General features: G+C 73.9%; 21 protein-coding genes. 12 read left to right on the top strand and 9 right to left on the bottom strand.

The annotated features are described in order from the left end of the window. The first annotated feature begins 36 nt into the window (after positions 1–36). The 6 genes from AB0K51_RS06850 to hemB all read left to right on the top strand — a co-directional run bounded on the left by AB0K51_RS06850 (position 37) and on the right by hemB (position 6,777). Entirely contained in the window at positions 37–717 is a 681-nt protein-coding gene (locus tag AB0K51_RS06850; protein ID WP_363451309.1) for a 3'-5' exonuclease, read from the top strand. Between the two features lie 107 nt (positions 718–824). Then, positions 825–1,682 carry a redox-sensing transcriptional repressor Rex gene (locus AB0K51_RS06845; RefSeq protein WP_363451428.1) on the top strand — a complete coding sequence of 286 codons (858 nt, stop codon included), beginning with the start codon at positions 825–827 and terminating at the stop codon, positions 1,680–1,682. Positions 1,683–1,713: 31 nt separating this feature from the next. Next, positions 1,714–3,099: a glutamyl-tRNA reductase gene (locus tag AB0K51_RS06840; RefSeq protein WP_363451307.1), complete on the top strand. Its 1,386-nt coding sequence runs from the start codon at positions 1,714–1,716 to the stop codon at positions 3,097–3,099. A 41-nt stretch (positions 3,100–3,140) separates the two neighbouring features. After that, positions 3,141–4,115, top strand: a complete 975-nt coding sequence (gene hemC / locus AB0K51_RS06835; RefSeq protein WP_363451426.1) for a hydroxymethylbilane synthase — start codon at positions 3,141–3,143, stop codon at positions 4,113–4,115. Continuing rightward, on the top strand, positions 4,112–5,731 hold the full coding sequence (locus tag AB0K51_RS06830) for a uroporphyrinogen-III synthase (RefSeq protein ID WP_363451305.1): 1,620 nt from the start codon (positions 4,112–4,114) through the stop codon (positions 5,729–5,731). Before hemC ends, AB0K51_RS06830 begins: the two co-directional genes overlap by 4 nt. Positions 5,732–5,796: 65 nt before the next feature. After that, entirely contained in the window at positions 5,797–6,777 is a 981-nt protein-coding gene (hemB, locus tag AB0K51_RS06825; protein ID WP_363451303.1) for a porphobilinogen synthase, read from the top strand. Between the two features lie 71 nt (positions 6,778–6,848). Here the strand turns inward: hemB and AB0K51_RS06820 are convergent, their stop codons facing one another. From AB0K51_RS06820 to AB0K51_RS06810, 3 genes are all read right to left on the bottom strand, one after another. Next, complete coding sequence (locus tag AB0K51_RS06820; RefSeq protein WP_363451301.1) at positions 6,849–7,106, bottom strand: hypothetical protein; 258 nt, start codon at positions 7,104–7,106, stop codon at positions 6,849–6,851. Between the two features lie 203 nt (positions 7,107–7,309). Further along, the gene (locus AB0K51_RS06815) at positions 7,310–7,657 is read right to left on the bottom strand and encodes a rodlet layer protein (RefSeq protein WP_363451299.1); all 348 of its coding nucleotides are present in this window, start codon (positions 7,655–7,657) and stop codon (positions 7,310–7,312) included. A gap of 144 nt (positions 7,658–7,801) precedes the next feature. Further along, positions 7,802–8,146, bottom strand: a complete 345-nt coding sequence (locus AB0K51_RS06810) for a rodlet layer protein (protein WP_363451297.1) — start codon at positions 8,144–8,146, stop codon at positions 7,802–7,804. 248 nt (positions 8,147–8,394) lie between these two features. Between AB0K51_RS06810 and AB0K51_RS06805 the strand changes: the two genes are divergently transcribed. Next, positions 8,395–9,102: a hypothetical protein gene (locus AB0K51_RS06805; protein WP_363451295.1), complete on the top strand. Its 708-nt coding sequence runs from the start codon at positions 8,395–8,397 to the stop codon at positions 9,100–9,102. 70 nt (positions 9,103–9,172) lie between these two features. On the opposite strand, the gene AB0K51_RS06800 is transcribed toward AB0K51_RS06805, so the two are convergent. The 4 genes from AB0K51_RS06800 to AB0K51_RS06785 all read right to left on the bottom strand — a co-directional run bounded on the left by AB0K51_RS06800 (position 9,173) and on the right by AB0K51_RS06785 (position 10,823). After that, positions 9,173–9,559, bottom strand: a complete 387-nt coding sequence (locus tag AB0K51_RS06800; RefSeq protein WP_363451293.1) for a hypothetical protein — start codon at positions 9,557–9,559, stop codon at positions 9,173–9,175. 111 nt (positions 9,560–9,670) lie between these two features. Beyond that, positions 9,671–9,952 (bottom strand): chaplin, encoded by a 282-nt coding sequence (locus tag AB0K51_RS06795; RefSeq protein ID WP_363451291.1) that lies wholly within the window; start codon positions 9,950–9,952, stop codon positions 9,671–9,673. Between the two features lie 88 nt (positions 9,953–10,040). Then, positions 10,041–10,283: a chaplin gene (locus AB0K51_RS06790; protein ID WP_363451289.1), complete on the bottom strand. Its 243-nt coding sequence runs from the start codon at positions 10,281–10,283 to the stop codon at positions 10,041–10,043. Positions 10,284–10,568: 285 nt separating this feature from the next. Further along, on the bottom strand, positions 10,569–10,823 hold the full coding sequence (locus tag AB0K51_RS06785) for a chaplin (protein WP_363451287.1): 255 nt from the start codon (positions 10,821–10,823) through the stop codon (positions 10,569–10,571). 241 nt (positions 10,824–11,064) lie between these two features. Between AB0K51_RS06785 and AB0K51_RS06780 the strand changes: the two genes are divergently transcribed. Both AB0K51_RS06780 and AB0K51_RS06775 read left to right on the top strand, forming a co-directional pair. After that, the gene (locus tag AB0K51_RS06780) at positions 11,065–11,304 is read left to right on the top strand and encodes a chaplin (protein WP_363451285.1); all 240 of its coding nucleotides are present in this window, start codon (positions 11,065–11,067) and stop codon (positions 11,302–11,304) included. A 223-nt stretch (positions 11,305–11,527) separates the two neighbouring features. Beyond that, the gene (locus AB0K51_RS06775; protein WP_363451283.1) at positions 11,528–13,177 is read left to right on the top strand and encodes an RICIN domain-containing protein; all 1,650 of its coding nucleotides are present in this window, start codon (positions 11,528–11,530) and stop codon (positions 13,175–13,177) included. 34 nt (positions 13,178–13,211) lie between these two features. Here AB0K51_RS06775 and AB0K51_RS06770 read toward each other — a convergent pair whose 3' ends face one another. After that, a complete protein-coding gene (locus AB0K51_RS06770; protein ID WP_363451281.1) occupies positions 13,212–13,787 on the bottom strand; it encodes a DUF4291 domain-containing protein in 576 nt (191 codons plus the stop codon). A gap of 400 nt (positions 13,788–14,187) precedes the next feature. Between AB0K51_RS06770 and AB0K51_RS06765 the strand changes: the two genes are divergently transcribed. Together AB0K51_RS06765 and AB0K51_RS06760 are read left to right on the top strand one after the other, a co-directional pair. Then, positions 14,188–14,943, top strand: a complete 756-nt coding sequence (locus AB0K51_RS06765; RefSeq protein WP_363451279.1) for an SIS domain-containing protein — start codon at positions 14,188–14,190, stop codon at positions 14,941–14,943. Positions 14,944–14,948: 5 nt separating this feature from the next. Continuing rightward, positions 14,949–15,950 carry a BadF/BadG/BcrA/BcrD ATPase family protein gene (locus AB0K51_RS06760; protein ID WP_363451277.1) on the top strand — a complete coding sequence of 334 codons (1,002 nt, stop codon included), beginning with the start codon at positions 14,949–14,951 and terminating at the stop codon, positions 15,948–15,950. Here the strand turns inward: AB0K51_RS06760 and AB0K51_RS06755 are convergent. After that, the gene (locus AB0K51_RS06755; protein WP_363451275.1) at positions 15,911–16,531 is read right to left on the bottom strand and encodes an ATP-binding protein; all 621 of its coding nucleotides are present in this window, start codon (positions 16,529–16,531) and stop codon (positions 15,911–15,913) included. The two genes, AB0K51_RS06760 and AB0K51_RS06755, sit on opposite strands and share 40 nt — an antisense overlap. A 185-nt stretch (positions 16,532–16,716) precedes the next feature. Here AB0K51_RS06755 and AB0K51_RS06750 point away from each other — a divergent pair, with 185 nt between their 5' ends. Then, entirely contained in the window at positions 16,717–17,475 is a 759-nt protein-coding gene (locus tag AB0K51_RS06750; RefSeq protein ID WP_363451272.1) for a GntR family transcriptional regulator, read from the top strand. Positions 17,476–17,553 lie beyond the last annotated feature (78 nt).

Raw genomic sequence — 17,553 nt, 5'->3', positions numbered from 1 at the left:
CCGAGTCCGCCGGGGGCTGATGCAGAGGAGGGCGCGATGGACGGCTACGCCGTCGTCGACGTCGAGGCCACCGGCCGTAGTCCTTGGCGCCATCGGATGGTGGAGGTCGCGGTGGTGCTGCTGGACGACGGGCTGCGGACCGAGGGCGAGTTCGCGACCCTGCTCGACCCCGTGGGCCCGGTCGGGCCGACCCACGTGCACCGGATCACCCAGGACGAGGTGGCCGGCGCGCCGCGGTTCCGGGAGATCGCGCCCAGGCTGCTGGAACTGCTCGCCGGACGGGTGCTGGTCGGCCACCACGTGGCCTGTGACCGGGCCTTCCTGGAGCGGGAGTTCGCCCGGATCGGGGTGGTGCTGCCGACCGTCCCGCAGCTGTGCACCATGCGCCTGGCCCGGCACCGGCTGTCGGACGCCGGGAGCTACGGCCTGGCCGCGTGCGCGGCGGCGGCCGGGCTCGGCTGGTTCCCCGCGCACACCGCGCTCGGCGACGCCCGGGCCACCGCCGGACTGCTGCGGCACTGCCTGCGCGACGAGCCCGCGCCCCGGCGCCCGGAGCAGCCGTCCGCGGCGGAGGTGCCCTGGCCCCGGCTGGCCCCCGCGCGGTCGGGCCGGGCCGCCGGCGGGGTGGCGCTGCGCCGCCGGTCGCTGCCGCACGGGCCGCGTCCGGCGGGGGCCGAGGGCCCGTGGCAGCTCATCGGCGCGCCGGGGGGCGAGTGATGCGTGTCACTGTGCAGGGACAAATCGGACACCATCTTTGTGCACACGTTCACAAACGCATAGCCTGGCGTTCCAAGCCCAGCTTCACCCACAGGAGCACCGTGGCAATCGGCCGACCCTCACCCAGCAGTTCGCAGACGCCCGACCAGGGCGCCGGGCGCCGCCCGTCGCGTGCCCGGGGCATCCCGGAGGCGACGGTGGCCCGCCTCCCGCTCTACCTGCGGGCGCTCACCGCGCTGTCCGAGCGGTCCGTGCCGACCGTCTCCTCCGAGGAGCTCGCGGCCGCGGCCGGCGTCAACTCGGCCAAGCTGCGCAAGGACTTCTCCTACCTCGGCTCCTACGGGACCCGCGGCGTCGGCTACGACGTCGAGTACCTCGTCTACCAGATCTCCCGCGAGCTGGGCCTCACCCAGGACTGGCCGGTCGTCATCGTCGGCATCGGAAACCTCGGGCACGCCCTCGCCAACTACGGCGGCTTCGCCTCCCGCGGGTTCCGGGTGGCCGCGCTGCTGGACGCCGACCCCAACGTGGTCGGCAGCACCGCGGCCGGACTGCCGGTGCGGCACATGGACGAGCTCGAGGAGATCGTGGCCGGCCAGCAGGTCTCGATCGGCGTGATCACCACCCCGCCCGGCGCCGCCCAGCAGGTCTGCGACCGCCTGGTCGAGGCCGGTGTGACCAGCATCCTGAACTTCGCCCCCACCGTGCTGACCGTCCCGGACGGCGTGGACGTGCGCAAGGTCGACCTGTCGATAGAGCTGCAGATCCTCGCCTTCCACGAGCAGCGCAAGGCCGGCGACGAGCCCTCCGCCGGGGACTCGGTGCTCGACCGCGCCCCCGGGCCGGTCCGCGCCGCCGCCGCCAAGCTCCGCCGCGCGGCCGGCGGCGCCAAGTCCGAGCAGGCCAAGGCCACGCCGGCGGCCACCGGAACCGACGGTGAGATGTCCGCGGTGATGCCGGCGTGAGCGCACACATCCGTCACAACGAGGTGGGGGCATGAGTCTTCTGGTAGTCGGCCTGAGCCACCGGACGGCACCGGTCGGGGTCCTGGAGCGCGCCGCGCTCACCGGCGAGACCCCGACCCGGCTGCTGCACGACGCCGCGGCCTCCGCGACCGTCGCCGAGGCGGCACTGGTCAACACCTGCAACCGGATCGAGCTCTACGCCGACGTCGACAAGTTCCACGCGGGCGTCGCCGAACTCTCCCAGCTGCTCGCCGCGCACAGCGGCGTCGACCTGGACGAACTCACCGCCCACCTGTACGTGCACTACGAGGACCGCGCCGTCCACCACCTCTTCTCGGTCGCCTGCGGCCTGGACTCGATGGTGGTCGGCGAGGGCCAGATCCTCGGCCAGCTGCGCGACGCGCTGGCCACCGCGCAGGACGAGCACACCGCCGGACGCGGCCTCAACGAGCTGTTCCAGCAGGCCCTGCGGGTCGGCAAGCGGGCGCACAGCGAGACCGGCATCGACAAGGCCGGCCAGTCGCTGGTCACCTTCGGCCTGGAGCAGGTCGCGGCCGGCGCCGGGCCGATCGCCGGCAAGCGCGCCCTGGTGGTCGGCGCCGGCTCGATGAGCTCGCTGGCCGCCGCCACGCTGGTCCGCTCCGGCGTCACCGACCTGCTGATCGCCAACCGCACCGCGGCCCGCGCCGAGCGGCTGGTGGAGATCCTCGGCGGTGCCGCCCGCACCCTGGACCTCGCCAAGGTCCCGCAGGCGCTCGCCGACGTCGACCTGGTGATCTCCTGCACCGGCGCGGCCGGCACCGTGATCGGCGCCGCCGAGGTGGCCGCCGCCCTGGCCCTGCGCACCGCCGCCGCCCCGCTCGCCTTCCTCGACCTCGCCATGCCCCGCGACGTCGACCACGCCGTGCACGAGCTGCCCGGCGCCCTGCTGGTCGACCTGGAGAGCCTCTCGCACGCGCACGCCGCCACCCCCGGCGCCGGCGACGTGCAGGCGGTCTCCACCATCGTCGCCGACGAGGTCACCGCCTTCGGCCAGGCGCAGCGCGCCGCCCGGATCGCCCCCACCGTGGTCGCCCTGCGCGCCATGGCCTCCGAGGTGGTCAGCGGCGAACTGGCCCGACTCACCTCCCGGCTGCCCGACCTGGACGAGCGCTCCCGCGCGGAGATCTCGCAGACCGTGCGCCGGGTGGTCGACAAGCTGCTGCACGCGCCGACCGTCAAGGTCAAGCAGCTCGCCGCCGAACCCGGCGGCGCCTCCTACGCGGAGGCGCTGCGCGAACTGTTCGACCTCGACCCGGCCGCCGTGCACGCCGTCTCCGGAACCCCCATCGGTGCGCAGGCCGGCTCGTCGATCCCGGCCGGCGGCATCCCCGCCGCCCAGACAGCCCTAGCCCCGCCCGCCGGAGCCTCCAGATGAACACCCCGTCACCCCACCAGCACGACCAGGACGGTCACCTCATGAACGGTCAGGAGACAGTGCCGGCGCTCCGCCTCGGCACCCGTCGCAGCGCCCTCGCCATGGCCCAGTCGGGCATGGTCGCCGAGGAGGTCGCCAAGGTCACCGGCCGCCGGGTCGAACTGGTCGAGATCACCACCTTCGGGGACGTCTCCCGGGAGTCGCTGGCGCAGATCGGCGGCACCGGCGTGTTCGTCTCCGCGCTGCGCGACGCCCTGCTGGACGGCCGGATCGACCTGGCCGTCCACTCGCTGAAGGACCTGCCGACCACCGCCCCCGCCGGGCTGCTGCTGGCCGCCGTCCCCGAGCGCGAGGACGTCCGCGACGCCCTGATCGCCCGCGACGGCCTCTCGCTCGCCGAGCTGGTCGCCAGGAGCGACGGCCGCACCGTGCGGATCGGCACCGGCTCCCCGCGCCGGATGGCCCAGCTCAACGCCTGGGCCCGGGCCCGCGGCGCCGACCTGGAGACCGTCGCGATCCGCGGCAACGTGGACACCCGGATCGGCTACGTCACCGACGGCCGGCTGGACGCCGTGGTGCTCGCCACCGCCGGCCTCAACCGCCTCGGCCGCTCCGCCGAGATCACCGACCACCTCGACACCGTGCTGATGCTGCCCGCCCCCGGGCAGGGCGCGCTGGCCGTCGAGTGCATCGACCCGACCCTCGCCGCCGCCCTCGGCGCGCTCGACCACACCCCCACCCGGGCCGCCGTGGTCGCCGAGCGCGCCCTGCTGGCGACCCTGGAGGCCGGCTGCTCCGCGCCGGTCGCCGCGCTGGCCGCCTGGCACGGCGCGGAACTGCGCCTCGACGCCGTGGTCGGCACCCCCGACGGCGTCGAACTGCTCAAGATGTCCGCAAACGGCCCGCTCGTCCCCGACGACGCCGCCGAGGAGCAGGCCGCGGCCCTGGGCCGCGCCCTCGCCGCCCGGCTGCTCGAAACCGGCGCGGCCGACCTGATGGGGGAGCGCGCCCGATGACCGCCGCCGGATTCCACCCGCCCGCAGGGCGCTGCACCTTCCTCGGCGCCGGACCCGGCGACCCGGGGCTGCTCACCCTGCGCGCCGTCGACGTGCTCGGCACCGCCGACGTCCTGATCGCCGACCCGGTGACCGCCGCCGCGGTGCGCACCCACTGTCCGGCCGCCGTGCAGGTCCTCGACCCGTGCGAGGCCGGCGCACAGATCGCCGCGCTCGCCGCCGACGCGGTGAAGGCCGGCCGCCACCTGGTCCGCACCGTCGACGGCGACCCCGGCCTGGACGGCGCCGCCGCCGACGAGATGCTGCGCTGCGCCCACGCCGGCGTGCCGTTCGAGGTCGTCCCCGGCGTCGCCCAGTCGGTCGGCGTGCCCGCCTACGCGGGCGTGCCGCTGCGCGCCGGCCAGGGCGCGGACGTGCGCTTCGTGGACGGCGACGCGCTGCTGGCCGGCCAGCTGGTCGACCTCGGCGTGCCGGACACCACCCTGGTGGTGCGCACCACCCTGGGCCAGCTGCCGGTGACCGCCAACGCGCTGGTCGCGCACGGCCGCAAGCCGGACGCGGCGCTCTCCGCGACGCTCTCCGGCACCACCACCCGGCAGCGCACCTTCACCTCCACCCTCGCCGCCATCGCCGCCGACCTGAAGGCCGCCCGGGTGCTGCCCTCGCCGGTCTCCGCCCCGGTGGACCCGGCGACGCCGGTGATAGCCGTGGTGGGCGAGCAGGTCGCCCACCGGGCCTCGCACTCGTGGTTCGAGACCAAGCCGCTGTTCGGCTGGAACGTGCTCGTCCCGCGCACCAAGGAGCAGGCGCACGGCCTGTCCGAGCAGCTGCGCTCGTACGGCGCGGTGCCGCAGGAGGTGCCGACCATCGCGGTCGAGCCGCCGCGCACCCCGCAGCAGATGGAGCGGGCGATCAAGGGCCTGGTCACCGGCCGCTACGAGTGGATCGCCTTCACCTCGGTGAACGCGGTCAAAGCGGTCCGGGAGAAGTTCGAGGAGTACGGGCTGGATGCCCGGGCGTTCGCCGGGATCAAGGTCGCCGCGGTCGGCGAGACCACCGCGCAGGCGCTGGTCGACTTCGGCGTGAAGCCCGACCTGGTGCCGTCCGGCGAGCAGTCCGCCGCCGGGCTGCTGGAGGACTGGCCGCCCTACGACCCGGTCTTCGACCCGATCGACCGGGTGCTGCTGCCGCGCGCCGACATCGCCACCGAGACCCTGGTGGCCGGCCTGGTCGAGCTCGGCTGGGAGGTCGACGACGTGACGGCGTACCGGACCGTGCGCGCCTCGCCGCCGCCGGCCGAGACCCGCGAGGCGATCAAGGGCGGCGGCTTCGACGCGGTGCTCTTCACCTCGTCCTCGACCGTCCGCAACCTGGTCGGCATCGCCGGCAAGCCGCACAACGTGACCGTCATCGCCTGCATCGGCCCGGCCACCGCCAAGACGGCGGAGGAGCACGGCCTGCGGGTCGACGTGATGGCCCCGGCCCCCTCGGCCTCCGCGCTGGCCCAGGCGCTCGCCGACTTCGGGGCCGTCCGCCGGGACACCGCCACCGCGGCGGGCGAGCCGGTCTACCGGCCGAGCGAGCGACGCCCCGGCTCGCGCCGCAAGGCGCGCTGACCCTTCGTCAGGGGGAGCCCGCCAGGCTTCCCCTGACGCCTTCGCGACCACAGGGAGCCTTCGAAGTGTCCGCCGAATTCCCCTCCGTCCGACCCCGCCGCCTCCGGGCGACGCCCGCCATGCGCCGGCTGGTCGCCGAGACCCGGCTGCACCCGGCGGAGCTGATCCTGCCGGCGTTCGTCCGGGAGGGGATCACCGAGCCGCGGCCGATCGGCTCGATGCCGGGCGTGGTCCAGCACACCCGTGACACCCTGCGCCGGGCCGCGGTCGAGGCCGCCGAGGCGGGCGTCGGCGGCATCATGCTGTTCGGCGTCCCCGAGGTGCAGGACGCGATCGGCTCCGAGGGCACCAACCCCGACGGCATCCTCCAGGTCGCCATCCGCGACGTGGTCGCCGAGGTCGGCGACGCCCTCGTGGTGATGTCCGACCTGTGCCTGGACGAGTACACCGACCACGGCCACTGCGGCGTGCTCGCCGCGGACGGCTCGGTCGACAACGACGCCACCCTGGAGCGCTACGCCGAGATGGCCGTGGTGCAGGCCGACGCCGGCGTCCACCTGGTCGGCCCGTCCGGCATGATGGACGGTCAGATCGGCGTGGTCCGCCGCGCGCTGGACGCCGCCGGCCACCAGGACACCGGCATCCTCGCCTACACCGCCAAGTACGCCTCCGCGTTCTTCGGCCCGTTCCGGGAGGCGGTCGGCTCCTCGCTGCGGGGCGACCGCAAGAGCTACCAGCAGGACCCGGCCAACGCCCGCGAGTCGCTGCGCGAGCTGGAGCTCGACCTCGCCGAGGGCGCCGACCTGGTGATGGTCAAGCCCGCGATGTCCTACCTCGACATCGTCCGCCAGGTCGCCGACGCCTCGCCGGTGCCGGTCGCCGCCTACCAGGTCTCCGGCGAGTACTCGATGGTCGAGGCCGCCGCCGCCAACGGCTGGGTGGACCGCGAGCGGATCATCCTGGAGACCCTCACCTCGATCCGCCGGGCCGGCGCCGACCAGATCCTCACCTACTGGGCCACCGAGGCCGCCCGGATGGTGCGCTGACCTCCCGTCAGCACGTACGAAGGGCGCGGGAGCCGTCGATCGCTCCCGCGCCCTTCGTCGTTGACGCGACGTCAGTGGATTTCGACGATGCCGCCCTCGCCGCCGCCGGTGGCCTCGTCGGTGGCCCAGAAGTAGCCACCGCCCGCGGTGAAGATGTGCGAGGTCTCGGCGAAGCCCGCCCAGTGGCCGGCCACGAACGGCTCGTCAGCGGTGGCGATGCCCTCCTGGCCGCCGCCGGCGGCGACGTGCGCGTACGCGGGGGCGGCGACACCGGCCAGCGCCACCGCGGCGACCGTGGTGACCAGGGCCTTGCCCAGCTTGCTCTTCATGAGAGGTCCTCTCTGCGTCAGGGGATGTTCCTACGTCAACACAGGGATGCGGCTGGTTCGGCGCTGCACGCGCCCACCGGAGCTCCGATCCACCCGATCGCACCGCAGACGAACGGGTATCCGGGAGCGGCCGGAGACATGGCACCGCCGGGCCCGCGGGGAGAGGCTCCCCCCGGACCCGGCGGCCGGCTTCGAACGGGAGATCAGCCGATCAGGTGGCTGACGCCACCGTCGCCGCTGCCCAGGGTGTTCTGGCCGACGTCGCAGGTCTGCTCCGGGTTGTTGTTCAGGACGTTGGCCTCGACCGGCACCGCGACACCGATGAGGGCCGCAACGGCGATGTTGTGGACCTCCGGCAGGCAGATGTTCGGGTTGTCCAGGGTGTGGAAGTTCGGGCTGTGGGCGCCCGAGGTGCCGGTGGCGTTGGTACCGCCGTTGCCCTGGACCGAGGTGGCGGAGCCGTCCGCGTCGGTGATCGCCATCGCGGGGGAGGCGGTCATGGCGAGACCGGCGGCGGCGACGCCGACGGCGGCGAGAGCCTTCTTGATCATTGGGGTTTCCTTTTCGGATCTGATGGAGTGGAGCGGCGGCCCAACCCGTGGCTCGGGCTGGGCCCGGCCGCCCGGCCGGGGGAGCGGACCGGGCGGCTGTGTCGCGCGGAGCGGGGGCTCCGCGCCGCAGGCGGTGGCGGTGCGTCAGCCGACCAGGTGGGAGACGCCGCCGTCGCCGCTGCCGACGGTGCCCTCGCCGACCACACAGGTCTGCTTGGGCTGGTTGTTGAGGGCATCGACCTCGACCGGGACCGCCACACCGAGGACCGCCACGCCGATGTTGTGGATCTCCGGCAGGCAGATGTTCGGGTTGTCCGCGAAGTGGAAGTTCGGGCTGTGGCTGCCCCAGGTGCCGGTCGCGTTGGTGCCGCCGTTGCCCTGGATGGAGCCGGCCGCGCCGTCCGCGTTGCCGATCGCGACGGCGGGGGTGGACACCGCGGCCAGCGCGGCGGCGGCCAGGCCGGCGGTAGCGAAAGTCTTCTTGAGCATGATGGAGATACCTCTCTGAAATGCCGTTCGAGGGGTGCTGCCCCGTCGTCGTCGGGATCAAAGAATGGCGACTGGGAAAGTTACGGGGTTCCCGGGAAATTCGTCGAGGATCGCCGTTTTCCCCGTGCGCCGGTCGGACTATTACGCCGTTTCGGTTAACTGTCGCAATCCACCCGGGCCGTGGCTCGTTCGCAGGGTGCTTTCCGTACCCCTTTCAACCCCCCGTAACCGAACGAACGGCGAACAGCATGAAGCTCTCCAAGCGGGCGACCGGCGCCCTGCTGCTGGCGGTCGGCGCCGGCGTGGTGGCGGCGCAGGGCGCGGCCCAGGCGGCTCCGAAGACCCCGGCCGACGTGGCCGCGATCGAGAACGGACTGGCCACCCAGGAGGTGCCGTTCACCATCCCGCTGAGCGCGGCCACCGCGCCACTCCCGCTGCTGCCGGACGGCGGCGAGATCCACGGCGGGATCCCCACCTCGCCGCTGATGCCGCCGACCGAGACCGGTCAGAGCCCGTCGCAGCCGATGCCGGACCACGTGCTGCCGGCCATCAACGGCGGCAAGGCGGGCCCGTCGCTGGGCGCCACCCTGCCGCTGCCCGAGGCCGACCACGGTGCGGAGCTCGGCACCCTGGGCCTGGACGCCCCGGCCGCCCCGTTGAACCTGGCCGGCCCGGCGGTGGGGCTGGGCCGACCGGTCTCCTTCGTGCAGGGCGAGAGCGGCCAGCTGACCGACGCCGCGCTGACCCTGGACAAGGTGGACCCGCACCTGGTCACCGGCCCGGTGCAGGCCGTCCCCGGCGCCAGCGCCTCGCTCGGCGGCGAGCAGGACCAGATCTCGGTCACCGACTCGGCGAAGAACCTGGCGGCCACCACCACCGGCACGGTCGGCGGCATCATGGACCAGGCCGGCCCGGTGGAGACGCTCGGCGGCGCGCTGGACCAGACCGCCCTCTGACCCGCCGTCAGCAGGGCGACGGCCCGGGCCCCTCCGGCAGCGGAGCGGGCCCGGGCCGTCGCACGCCCGCTCAGCCCGGCAGCACGCCGAGCAGCGGCCCGGCCACCGGCAGCGAGTCGGGGCCGCCGCCGCCGCTCAGCGGGGCGGTCAGCGGGGCGGTGCCGACCGGGGCCAGGCCGTTGTCGGGCTCGACCGCGACGCCGTTGTTCAGGACGTCCGCGGAGGAGCCGGCCCACGGGTCCAGCCGCAGGTCCTTGACCGGGGCGATCGCGTAGCCGAGCGCGTTGGTGGTGCCGCCCACGGCCTGCTGGGCGTCGGTGTTCTGCAGGTGGGTGGCGGGCAGCGGCAGGCCGCCGGCCGGCGGGGCGGGCGCCGCGTGGGCGGCCTGGGCGGACACGCCGCCGAGCAGCATCGCGGCGCCGAGCGCCGCGACGGCGCCGCTGGTCTTCCGGGACATCGAGCGATCCTTCGGGGTGAGGAGGGTGGTGACGGTGCGTCGGAACGCCGCAGCCCCCCGGCCGTCGGGCCGAGGGGCAGGAGCACGGGGTTACCGGTCGGCCGGGGCCGATCAGCAGTCGTCGTCGTCCATGTGGTGCTCCACGTGCGGCGCGTCCACGTTGGCGCAGGAGTTGCCGAACGCCGGGTTCAGCAGGCCGACCACGTCGATCGAGTTGCCGCAGACGTTGACCGGGACGTGCACCGGCACCTGGATCAGGTTGCCGGAGAGCACGCCGGGGGAGTTGGCGGCGACGCCCTCGGCCGAGGAGGAGGCGTTGGCCAGGCCGGCCGAGCCGAGGACCAGACCGGCGGCGGCGGCGGACAGGACCGCGGCCTTCTTCACGTTCTGCATGGGGGTTGATCTCCTAGATCACACAGGGAGGGGGTGCGCCGCACCGCGGGGTGCGCGGTGCGGCGCGAACACTGCTGCGTCAGGCAGTTCAGCCGACGTTGGCGCAGTGGTTGCCGAACGCCGGGTTCAGCAGACCGATCACGTTGATCGAGTTGCCGCAGACGTTGACCGGGACGTGCACCGGGACCTGGATCAGGTTGCCGGAGAGCACACCCGGGGAGCCGGCGGCGACGCCCTCGGCCTCGGCGGAGGCGTTGGCCAGACCGGCCGAGCCGAGGACCAGGCCGGCGGCGGCGATGGACAGGACCGCGGCCTTCTTGAAGTTGCGCATAGCTGTATTCCTCACGTTCTGCCCGACTGTGGATGGTCGGGTGCCGGGCGATTGGCATCATCGCCCGCCGCTTTCGGGATGGGCCGTGAATGTCACTCCCGCGGCTCAACACCTGCGTGTCGCCCGTGGCTTGGGCGATACCTGCCGCGTTTACGAGTGCGCCGACGATCGCTCACTCACGGCTGCGAGCGGTCGCCCTCGCGGCGCGCCAGGCGGGCCGGGGGCCACGGCCTGGGATCTGCGGAGCCGGCCCGGCTGGGGTACGGCCGTCGGGCCGGCCGGCCGTCAGGAGACGTTGGCGCAGGAGTTGCCGAACGCCGGGTTCAGGAGACCGATCACGTCGACGGTGTTGCCGCAGACGTTGACCGGGACGTGCACCGGCACCTGGATCAGGTTGCCGGAGAGCACGCCGGGGGAGCCGGCCGCCACGCCCTCGGCCGACGCGCCGTGGGCGCCGTGGGCCGAGGCCGCACCGGCGGCACCGAGGAGCAGGGCCGCGGCGGCCGCGGAGCCGAACGCGCCGTAGGCGAGCTTGCGCATGATGCAGTCTCATTTCTTGCGGTGGAGCGGGTTTCGCCAGGAAGAACGAACCAGGGGGCGCGGGGAAACGGGCGGATTCCACCGTCACCCGAATGCGTCGGTTGCGCCGGTCGGGTGATTGTGCGGGAGTCCGCGCAACCGATTGCGAAACGCCTCGTTGGCCCGGTGCACGTCCCGTGTGCTTCCTTGCGGTAGCCCCCGGCGCGGCAATTGGAAGATCTGATTTTTCGAGGAGACTCATATGAGCATCAAGAAGGCCGCCGCCGTCGGCGCCGCCGTCGTGGGTATCGTCGCCGCCGGTGCCGGCTCCGCCATGGCGAGCAGCGAGGCCGAGGGTGTGGCCGCCGGCTCCCCCGGCGTGCTCTCCGGCAACGCGATCCAGGTTCCGGTGCACATCCCGGTCAACGTCTGCGGCAACACCGCCAACCTGATCGGCGCCCTGAACCCGGCGTTCGGCAACTCCTGCGCCAACGTCGGCTGACGCGCGCCGCGGACCGGTCGAGCCGCCTCCCTCACCCTCCTGACGGGTGCGAGCGGCGGCTCGACTGCGTTCCGGGGTCCAACTGCTGCTCGGCGGTGCTGTTCTGACTCTTGTTGTGTTACCTGTCAGTACCTAGCATGTGAGCCTGCCTCATGTTCCACCCCCATGCTCCGCGCCCTCCGGCGTTCGCCGGCGGATCCCCCACCCTCGCAAGGAGACATGAGTGTTCAGGACACCCCGTGCCCGGCGCAGGCCACCCGCCCTGCTCGCCACTGCCGCCCTGCTCGCCGCCCTCGGCCTCGGCTCCGGCCTCGGCGCCGCGACCACCGCCCAGGCGGCGTCCGGCAGTCCGGGCAAGCCCGCCGCGATCGTCGCCCTCGGCGACAGCGCCATCTCCGGCGAGGGCGCCGGCACCGACACCGGCGACGACTACGTCCCCGGCACCGACACCCCCACCAACTACTGCCACCGCTCGACCAGGTCCGAGATCTTCGTGACCCAGCTCCCCGGCGTCACCCCGATCGACCTGGCCTGCTCCGGCGCCCAGACCGGCGACCTGGTCAGCGACCCCGAGCTGGCGAAGATCACCGGCCCCGGCAGCGGCGACTTCGGCGAGGCCAAGCAGGACGTCCAACTCGCGGCCACCGCGGCCCAGTACGACGTCAAGATGGTGGTCGTCACGATCGGCGCCAACGACGACTTCGACTTCGCCGGGATCATGATGAGCTGCCTGGCGCAGTACTTCCCGATCCCGCAGTCCCAGGGCTGCCGGGACACCATCGGCAGCGCCGAGATCACCAAGCGCGCGGCCGGCATCAAGCCCAAGGTGGCGGCGGCGCTGACGAACATCCGCAGCACCATGCGGAAGGCCGGCTACTCCGACGACTCCTACCAGCTGGTCTACCAGTCGTACTTCAACCCGATCACCCCCGACATCCGGCGCAACGACTACGCCGGCAAGGTCGCCGACGGGTGCCCCGCGTTCCCCGAGGACCTCGCCTGGGGCCACAACTGGGTGGTGCCCACCCTCAGCGACGCGCTCCGCGAGGCCGCCTCCACCGTGCCCGGGGTGCGCTACCTCGACCAGCGCCGGGTCGCCTTCGGGCACGAGGTCTGCGCCGAGTGGACCAGCTCGCCGTACGAGTACACCAACGGCGACGTGATCGACCTCTCCGAGAAGACCCGCAACGGCTGCGACAGCCCGATCTCCATCCCGGGCCTGTGCATGAACAACGTCCGCCAGTCCTACCACCTGCGGGTCGCCGGGTACGCCGCCGAGGCCGCCTGCCTGCGCCAGTTCTACCAACAGCCGTCGCAGGCCCAGGCGTTCTGCTCGCTCAACCAGCAGGACGGCACCTCGATCACCCCGCTCACCCCCGGCAAACCGTTCCCCGACACCCCCGAGGAGGGCGCCTGGTACCAGCTCACCAACCAGGCCGACGGCAAGGCCCTCGACCTGTCCGGCGGCGGCACCTACGGCGACTCGACCAACGGCCGCACCGCCCTCACCTATCCGGTGACCGGCGGCCTCAACCAGTCCTTCGTCCTGGAGATCAAGGCCGGCGGCTCCTACGAACTCGACTTCAGCGGCAACCGCGACATGTGCCTCGACGTGGCCGGCGGCTCCACCGCGCCCGGCGCCAAGATCGAGCAGTGGCGCTGCAACGGCGGCGGCAACCAGCACTGGCTCCTCCAGCCCGTCGGCGACGGCACCTACAAGCTCGCCGACTCCCAGGACCCCACCAAGCTCGCCACCGCCTCCCCCCAGACCGACCCCCAGGGCAACACCCTCGTCCAACTCGCCACCGACACCGGCTCCGCCACCCAACACTGGCGCCTGACCAAACTCGGCATCGTCTACCTCCACGGCTGACCCGGGGCGTGACGGAGGGTCACTCGGCTCTCCGTCACATCCGGAGCCGAACGGCGGCCGCCGCGGGCACCGGGTACGGCCGCTCCTCCGGCAGCAGCCGGGCATCCCGGGTCTCGTGCAACTCCCGCGCCAGCGCGGTCAGATCCTCGATCCGCACCAGCCACTCGTCCGCGTACCCGTGCACCAGCGGCCCGCTCAGTCCCAACTGCAACGACCGGTGCGGCAACGGCTGCAGCTGCAGGTCCCGCTCCGGATCCCACTGCGCCCGGGCCGCGCTGCGCCGCAACTCCCGCTGCCACGCCGCCTTCGAGGCGTGCACGCCGCGCTCGTAGCCGCTCAGCACCGCGGCCCCCAGCGCCTCGTCGAACCCCGCCCGGCGCACGGTCACCCCCAGGATCCGCTCCTGGCCTGCGGCGCGCCCCCAGTCGCTCCGGTACATCAGCCACCGGAACGAGGGCTTCACCCAGGTCATCCGTCCGCGCGAGAACGCCTCCGGCCACCGCCCGTCCGCCACCGCGGGCCCCGCGATCTCCGGCCGGAAGGCCTGGTAGACCGTCACCGTCTCCGCGTCGTAGCGCGCCCTGACCTGTCGCTTCGGTGTCTCCTCCATTCCGCCATCCTCACCGCCGCCGCCCGCGCCCGCCTCCGGATTTCCGCTCCACCGAAACCCGCTGGTCCGCCCGAGCCCTGCGGAGCACCACCCCGGCACGGACCTCCTCGCCCAACTGGACCAGGTCGCCCCGCTCGCGCCGGGCGCGCCGTCCGAATAGCTGGAGTTGACGACGGTGATGGTGCCGGCTGCGCCTGGTGCCGCGGGGCGAGCTGCTTCTCCTGGCGCGTCCCCGCGGCATGTTCGACTTCCCAGGGCCTGTCCGGCCTTGATCCGGACGACGATCCGTTCGACCTCGAGTCGTTCGAGAGCGCGACACTGGTCTAGTCCACTCGTTGACAGCGGTGCGGGCGCAGGCGAATAGTGGTGCAGCACACAGCGATTCACCTGGAGGTTTCCGGTGCCCAGCCCGTCCGCGGCCGATTTCGCCGCTGCTGCTCATGCCGCCATCGACCGTGTCAGTGCCGGGCAGGCCGAGGGGGTGGCGCGGGCTGCGGAGCTGATCGTGGCGGCGCTGGCCGCGGACGGCATCGTGCAGGCGTTCGGGACGGGGCACTCCGAGGCGTTGGCGATGGAGGTGGCGGGGCGGGCCGGCGGGCTGGTGCCGAGCAACCGGATCGCGCTGCGGGACGTGGTGCTGTTCGGCGGGAAGCCGGTCGAGGTGCTGGAGGGCCCGGACCTGGAGCGCGGCACCGACTCGGCGGCGCAGCTCTGGGAGCTGACGGACCCGCACCCGGCGGACGTCTTCGTGCTCGCGTCGAACTCGGGCGTCAACGGCTGCGTGGTGGAGCTGGCCCGGCTGGCGAAGGAGAACGGCCACCCGCTGATCGTGATCACCTCGGCCGAGCACACCGCGGGGGTGGAGCCCAAGCACCCCTCGGGCCTGCGGCTGCGCGACTACGCGGACGTGGTGCTGGACAACGGCGCTCCGTACGGCGACGCGGTGCTGCCGATGGCGGGTGGCGGCAAGGCGTGCGGCATCTCCTCGATCACCGCGGCGCTGCTGGCGCAGCAGGTGGTGGCGGAGGCGATCCGGCGGATCGAGGAGTCCGGCGGCGTGCCCCCGGTGTACCTGTCCGCGAACATCCCCGGCGGTGACGAGCACAACCGGAAGCTGGAGGCGCTCTACGCCGGCCGCATCCGTCGCACGGCGTGACGGGCATGACGGCCCCTCAGTCCGCCGACGCCGACCGGCTGGTGATCGGCCTGGACGTCGGCGGCTCCACCACCCGGGTGCTGGTCGCCGACCTGACCGGGCGGGTGCTCGGCACGGCCCGAGGCGGAGGGGGCAACCCGGTCTCCAACGGGACCGAGGCGGCGGCGCGGGAGATCGGCGGGGCCGTCCGCGCGGCGCTGGCCGGCCTGGACCCGACCCGGGTCGAGGCGGGCGTGATCGGCCTGGCGGGCGGGCTGGTGGCCTCGCCGGAACTCTCCGCGCTCTGGCCCGCGACCGGGCTGACGGTCCCTCCGCGGCTGGTCTCGGACGCCGAACTCGCCTACACCGCCGGTACCAGCGAGCCCTCCGGCACGGTGCTGATCAGCGGGACGGGCGCGGTGGCCGCGGACGTCCGCGACCACGAGCTGATCCGCACCGCAGACGGGCACGGCTGGCTGCTCGGCGACCGCGGCTCGGGCTTCTGGCTGGGCCGCGAGGCGGTCTCGGCGACGCTGACCGAGGTGGACCGGCTCCTCCCGGTGGTGCTGGACGCGGACGCCCCACCCGCCCGACTGCCCGGCCTGGCCGGTGCGGTGGCCGAGGCGCTGCTCGGCGAGCGGGGCCTGGGCGTCCACCCGCGGGCGGCGCTGATCACCGCCGCGCACGCCGAACCGCCGGCCCGACTGGCCCGGCTCGCCCCGCTGGTGCTCGACCACGCGGCGGCGGGCGACCCGGTGGCCGCCGCGCTGCTGGAGCGCGCCGCCGACCTGCTGCTGGAGACGCTCGCCCTGATCCGCGAACCGGCCTCCGACCTCCCGATCGTGCTGGCCGGCGGCATCCTCTCCGCCGACACCCCGCTGACGCCCCGGCTGCGCACCCGCCTCGCCGCACGGTGGCCCGACGCCCCGCTCACCCACGCCCGCAACGGCGCGGGCGCGGCCGCCTGGCTGGCCGCCCGCACCCTGGGTCACGGCACGGAGAAGCTGCACGCCGAACTGACGGCGTGACGCCACCCGGCGGACCTGTACGCGGCACCGGCGCCGCGCCGCGGCGTGGAGGAGCCGCCGGTCATCGCCCAGGGGGTGACCCCGGGATGGGGCGACCTCCGGCGGGCGCGGTCGCCGGTGCGGCCGGGGGCGCCCGGCGTGCGTCCGGGGGTGCGCCCCGGCGTGCGCACGGACCGGCCGTGGCCGGCCGGGAGGGCGATCTCGGCCCACACCCACTTGCCGCCGCGTTTGCGCACCACGCCGTGGGCGAGGGCGAGTTCGCCGATCAGCAGCATGCCGCGGCCGGCCTCCTCGTCCTCGCCCGGGTGGCGGCGGTGCGGCAGGGCGGGGGAGCGGTCGTAGACCTCGATCACCGCGCGGCCGCGCAGCGGGTCGGCGTGCACGCCGACGGTGACGGTGGGGCCGGCGGCGTGCCGGACGGCGTTGCCGAGGAGTTCGGAGGTGACCAGGTCGAGGGTGAGGCGGGTGTCCTCGTCGAGGCGGGTGCCGGCGGCGGTGATCAGGTCGCGGACCCGGCGGCGTCCGGCGGCGACGGTGGCGGGCTCGCGGGGCAGGGAGAACCATCGGCGGTGCACGGACATGGCGGGCTCCTCACGCGGACCGCCCGGTGAGCGGGTCCGTCCCGGTGGATCGGTTGATCGAGTGGCCGATATGAGGATGTGTCAGATACCCACCTCTCTAGACAAGCTGAATTCTCTAGAGATGTCAATGCGCTCCCGGGCCCCGCGCGCGTAGGATGTCTAGAGAGGGGAAGGGAGCCGCTCTGATGACCAGTCACCCACGCGCCACGCAGCCCAAGTACCAGCGGATCGCCGAGGACCTCAGGCGCGAGATCGACTCCGGCCGCTACCGCCCGGGCGACCGGCTTCCCGGCGAGAACGACCTGATGGCCCGTTACGGCGTGGCCCGGATGACGGCCCGCCAGGCGCTGGGAGTGCTGCAGGGCGAGGGGATCGCGGAGGCCCGCAAGGGCGTCGGCGTGTTCGTCCGGGAGTTCCGGCCGATACGGCGGCGCGGCATCCAGCGGCTCTCCGACCGTACCTGGGGCAGCGGCGCGTCGGTCTGGTCGGCGGACATAGCGTCCCGGGAGCTGACGGTCGACCAGCTCACCGTCGCCGAACGCGAGGCGCCCGAGCCGATCGCCGCCGTGCTCGGCCTCAAGCCCGGCGAGGGCGCCTGCGTCCGCAGTCGCCGCTTCGTGCTGGACGGCAAGCCGGTGCTGCTCGCCGAGTCCTACCTCCCCGCCGCGCTGGTCGCCGGCAGCCGGATCACCGCCCCCGACACCGGCCCCGGCGGCACCTACGCCCGGCTCGCCGAACTCGGCTGCAAGCCCGTCCACTTCCAGGAGCACATCCGGGCCCGGATGCCCTCCGCCGACGAGGCCGAGCGCCTCGCACTCCTGCCCGGCACCCCGGTCTTCCTGGTCCACCGCACCGCCTTCGCCGAGGACGGCCAGGCCGTGGAGGTCAACGAGATGGTGCTCGACTCGGCGTCCTACGTGCTCGAGTACGACTTCGACGCCTGAGCCCCGGGCGGGTCGGGACGCGGGCAGCTCGTCCACAGCCTGTGGACGAGCGACACACCGGGACCTCACCGGTTCGGC

It is taken from the genome of Kitasatospora sp. NPDC049285 (assembly GCF_040678815.1).
In the GTDB taxonomy this organism is placed as follows: domain Bacteria; phylum Actinomycetota; class Actinomycetes; order Streptomycetales; family Streptomycetaceae; genus Kitasatospora.
This window is presented reverse-complemented; position numbering and strand designations above follow the sequence as displayed.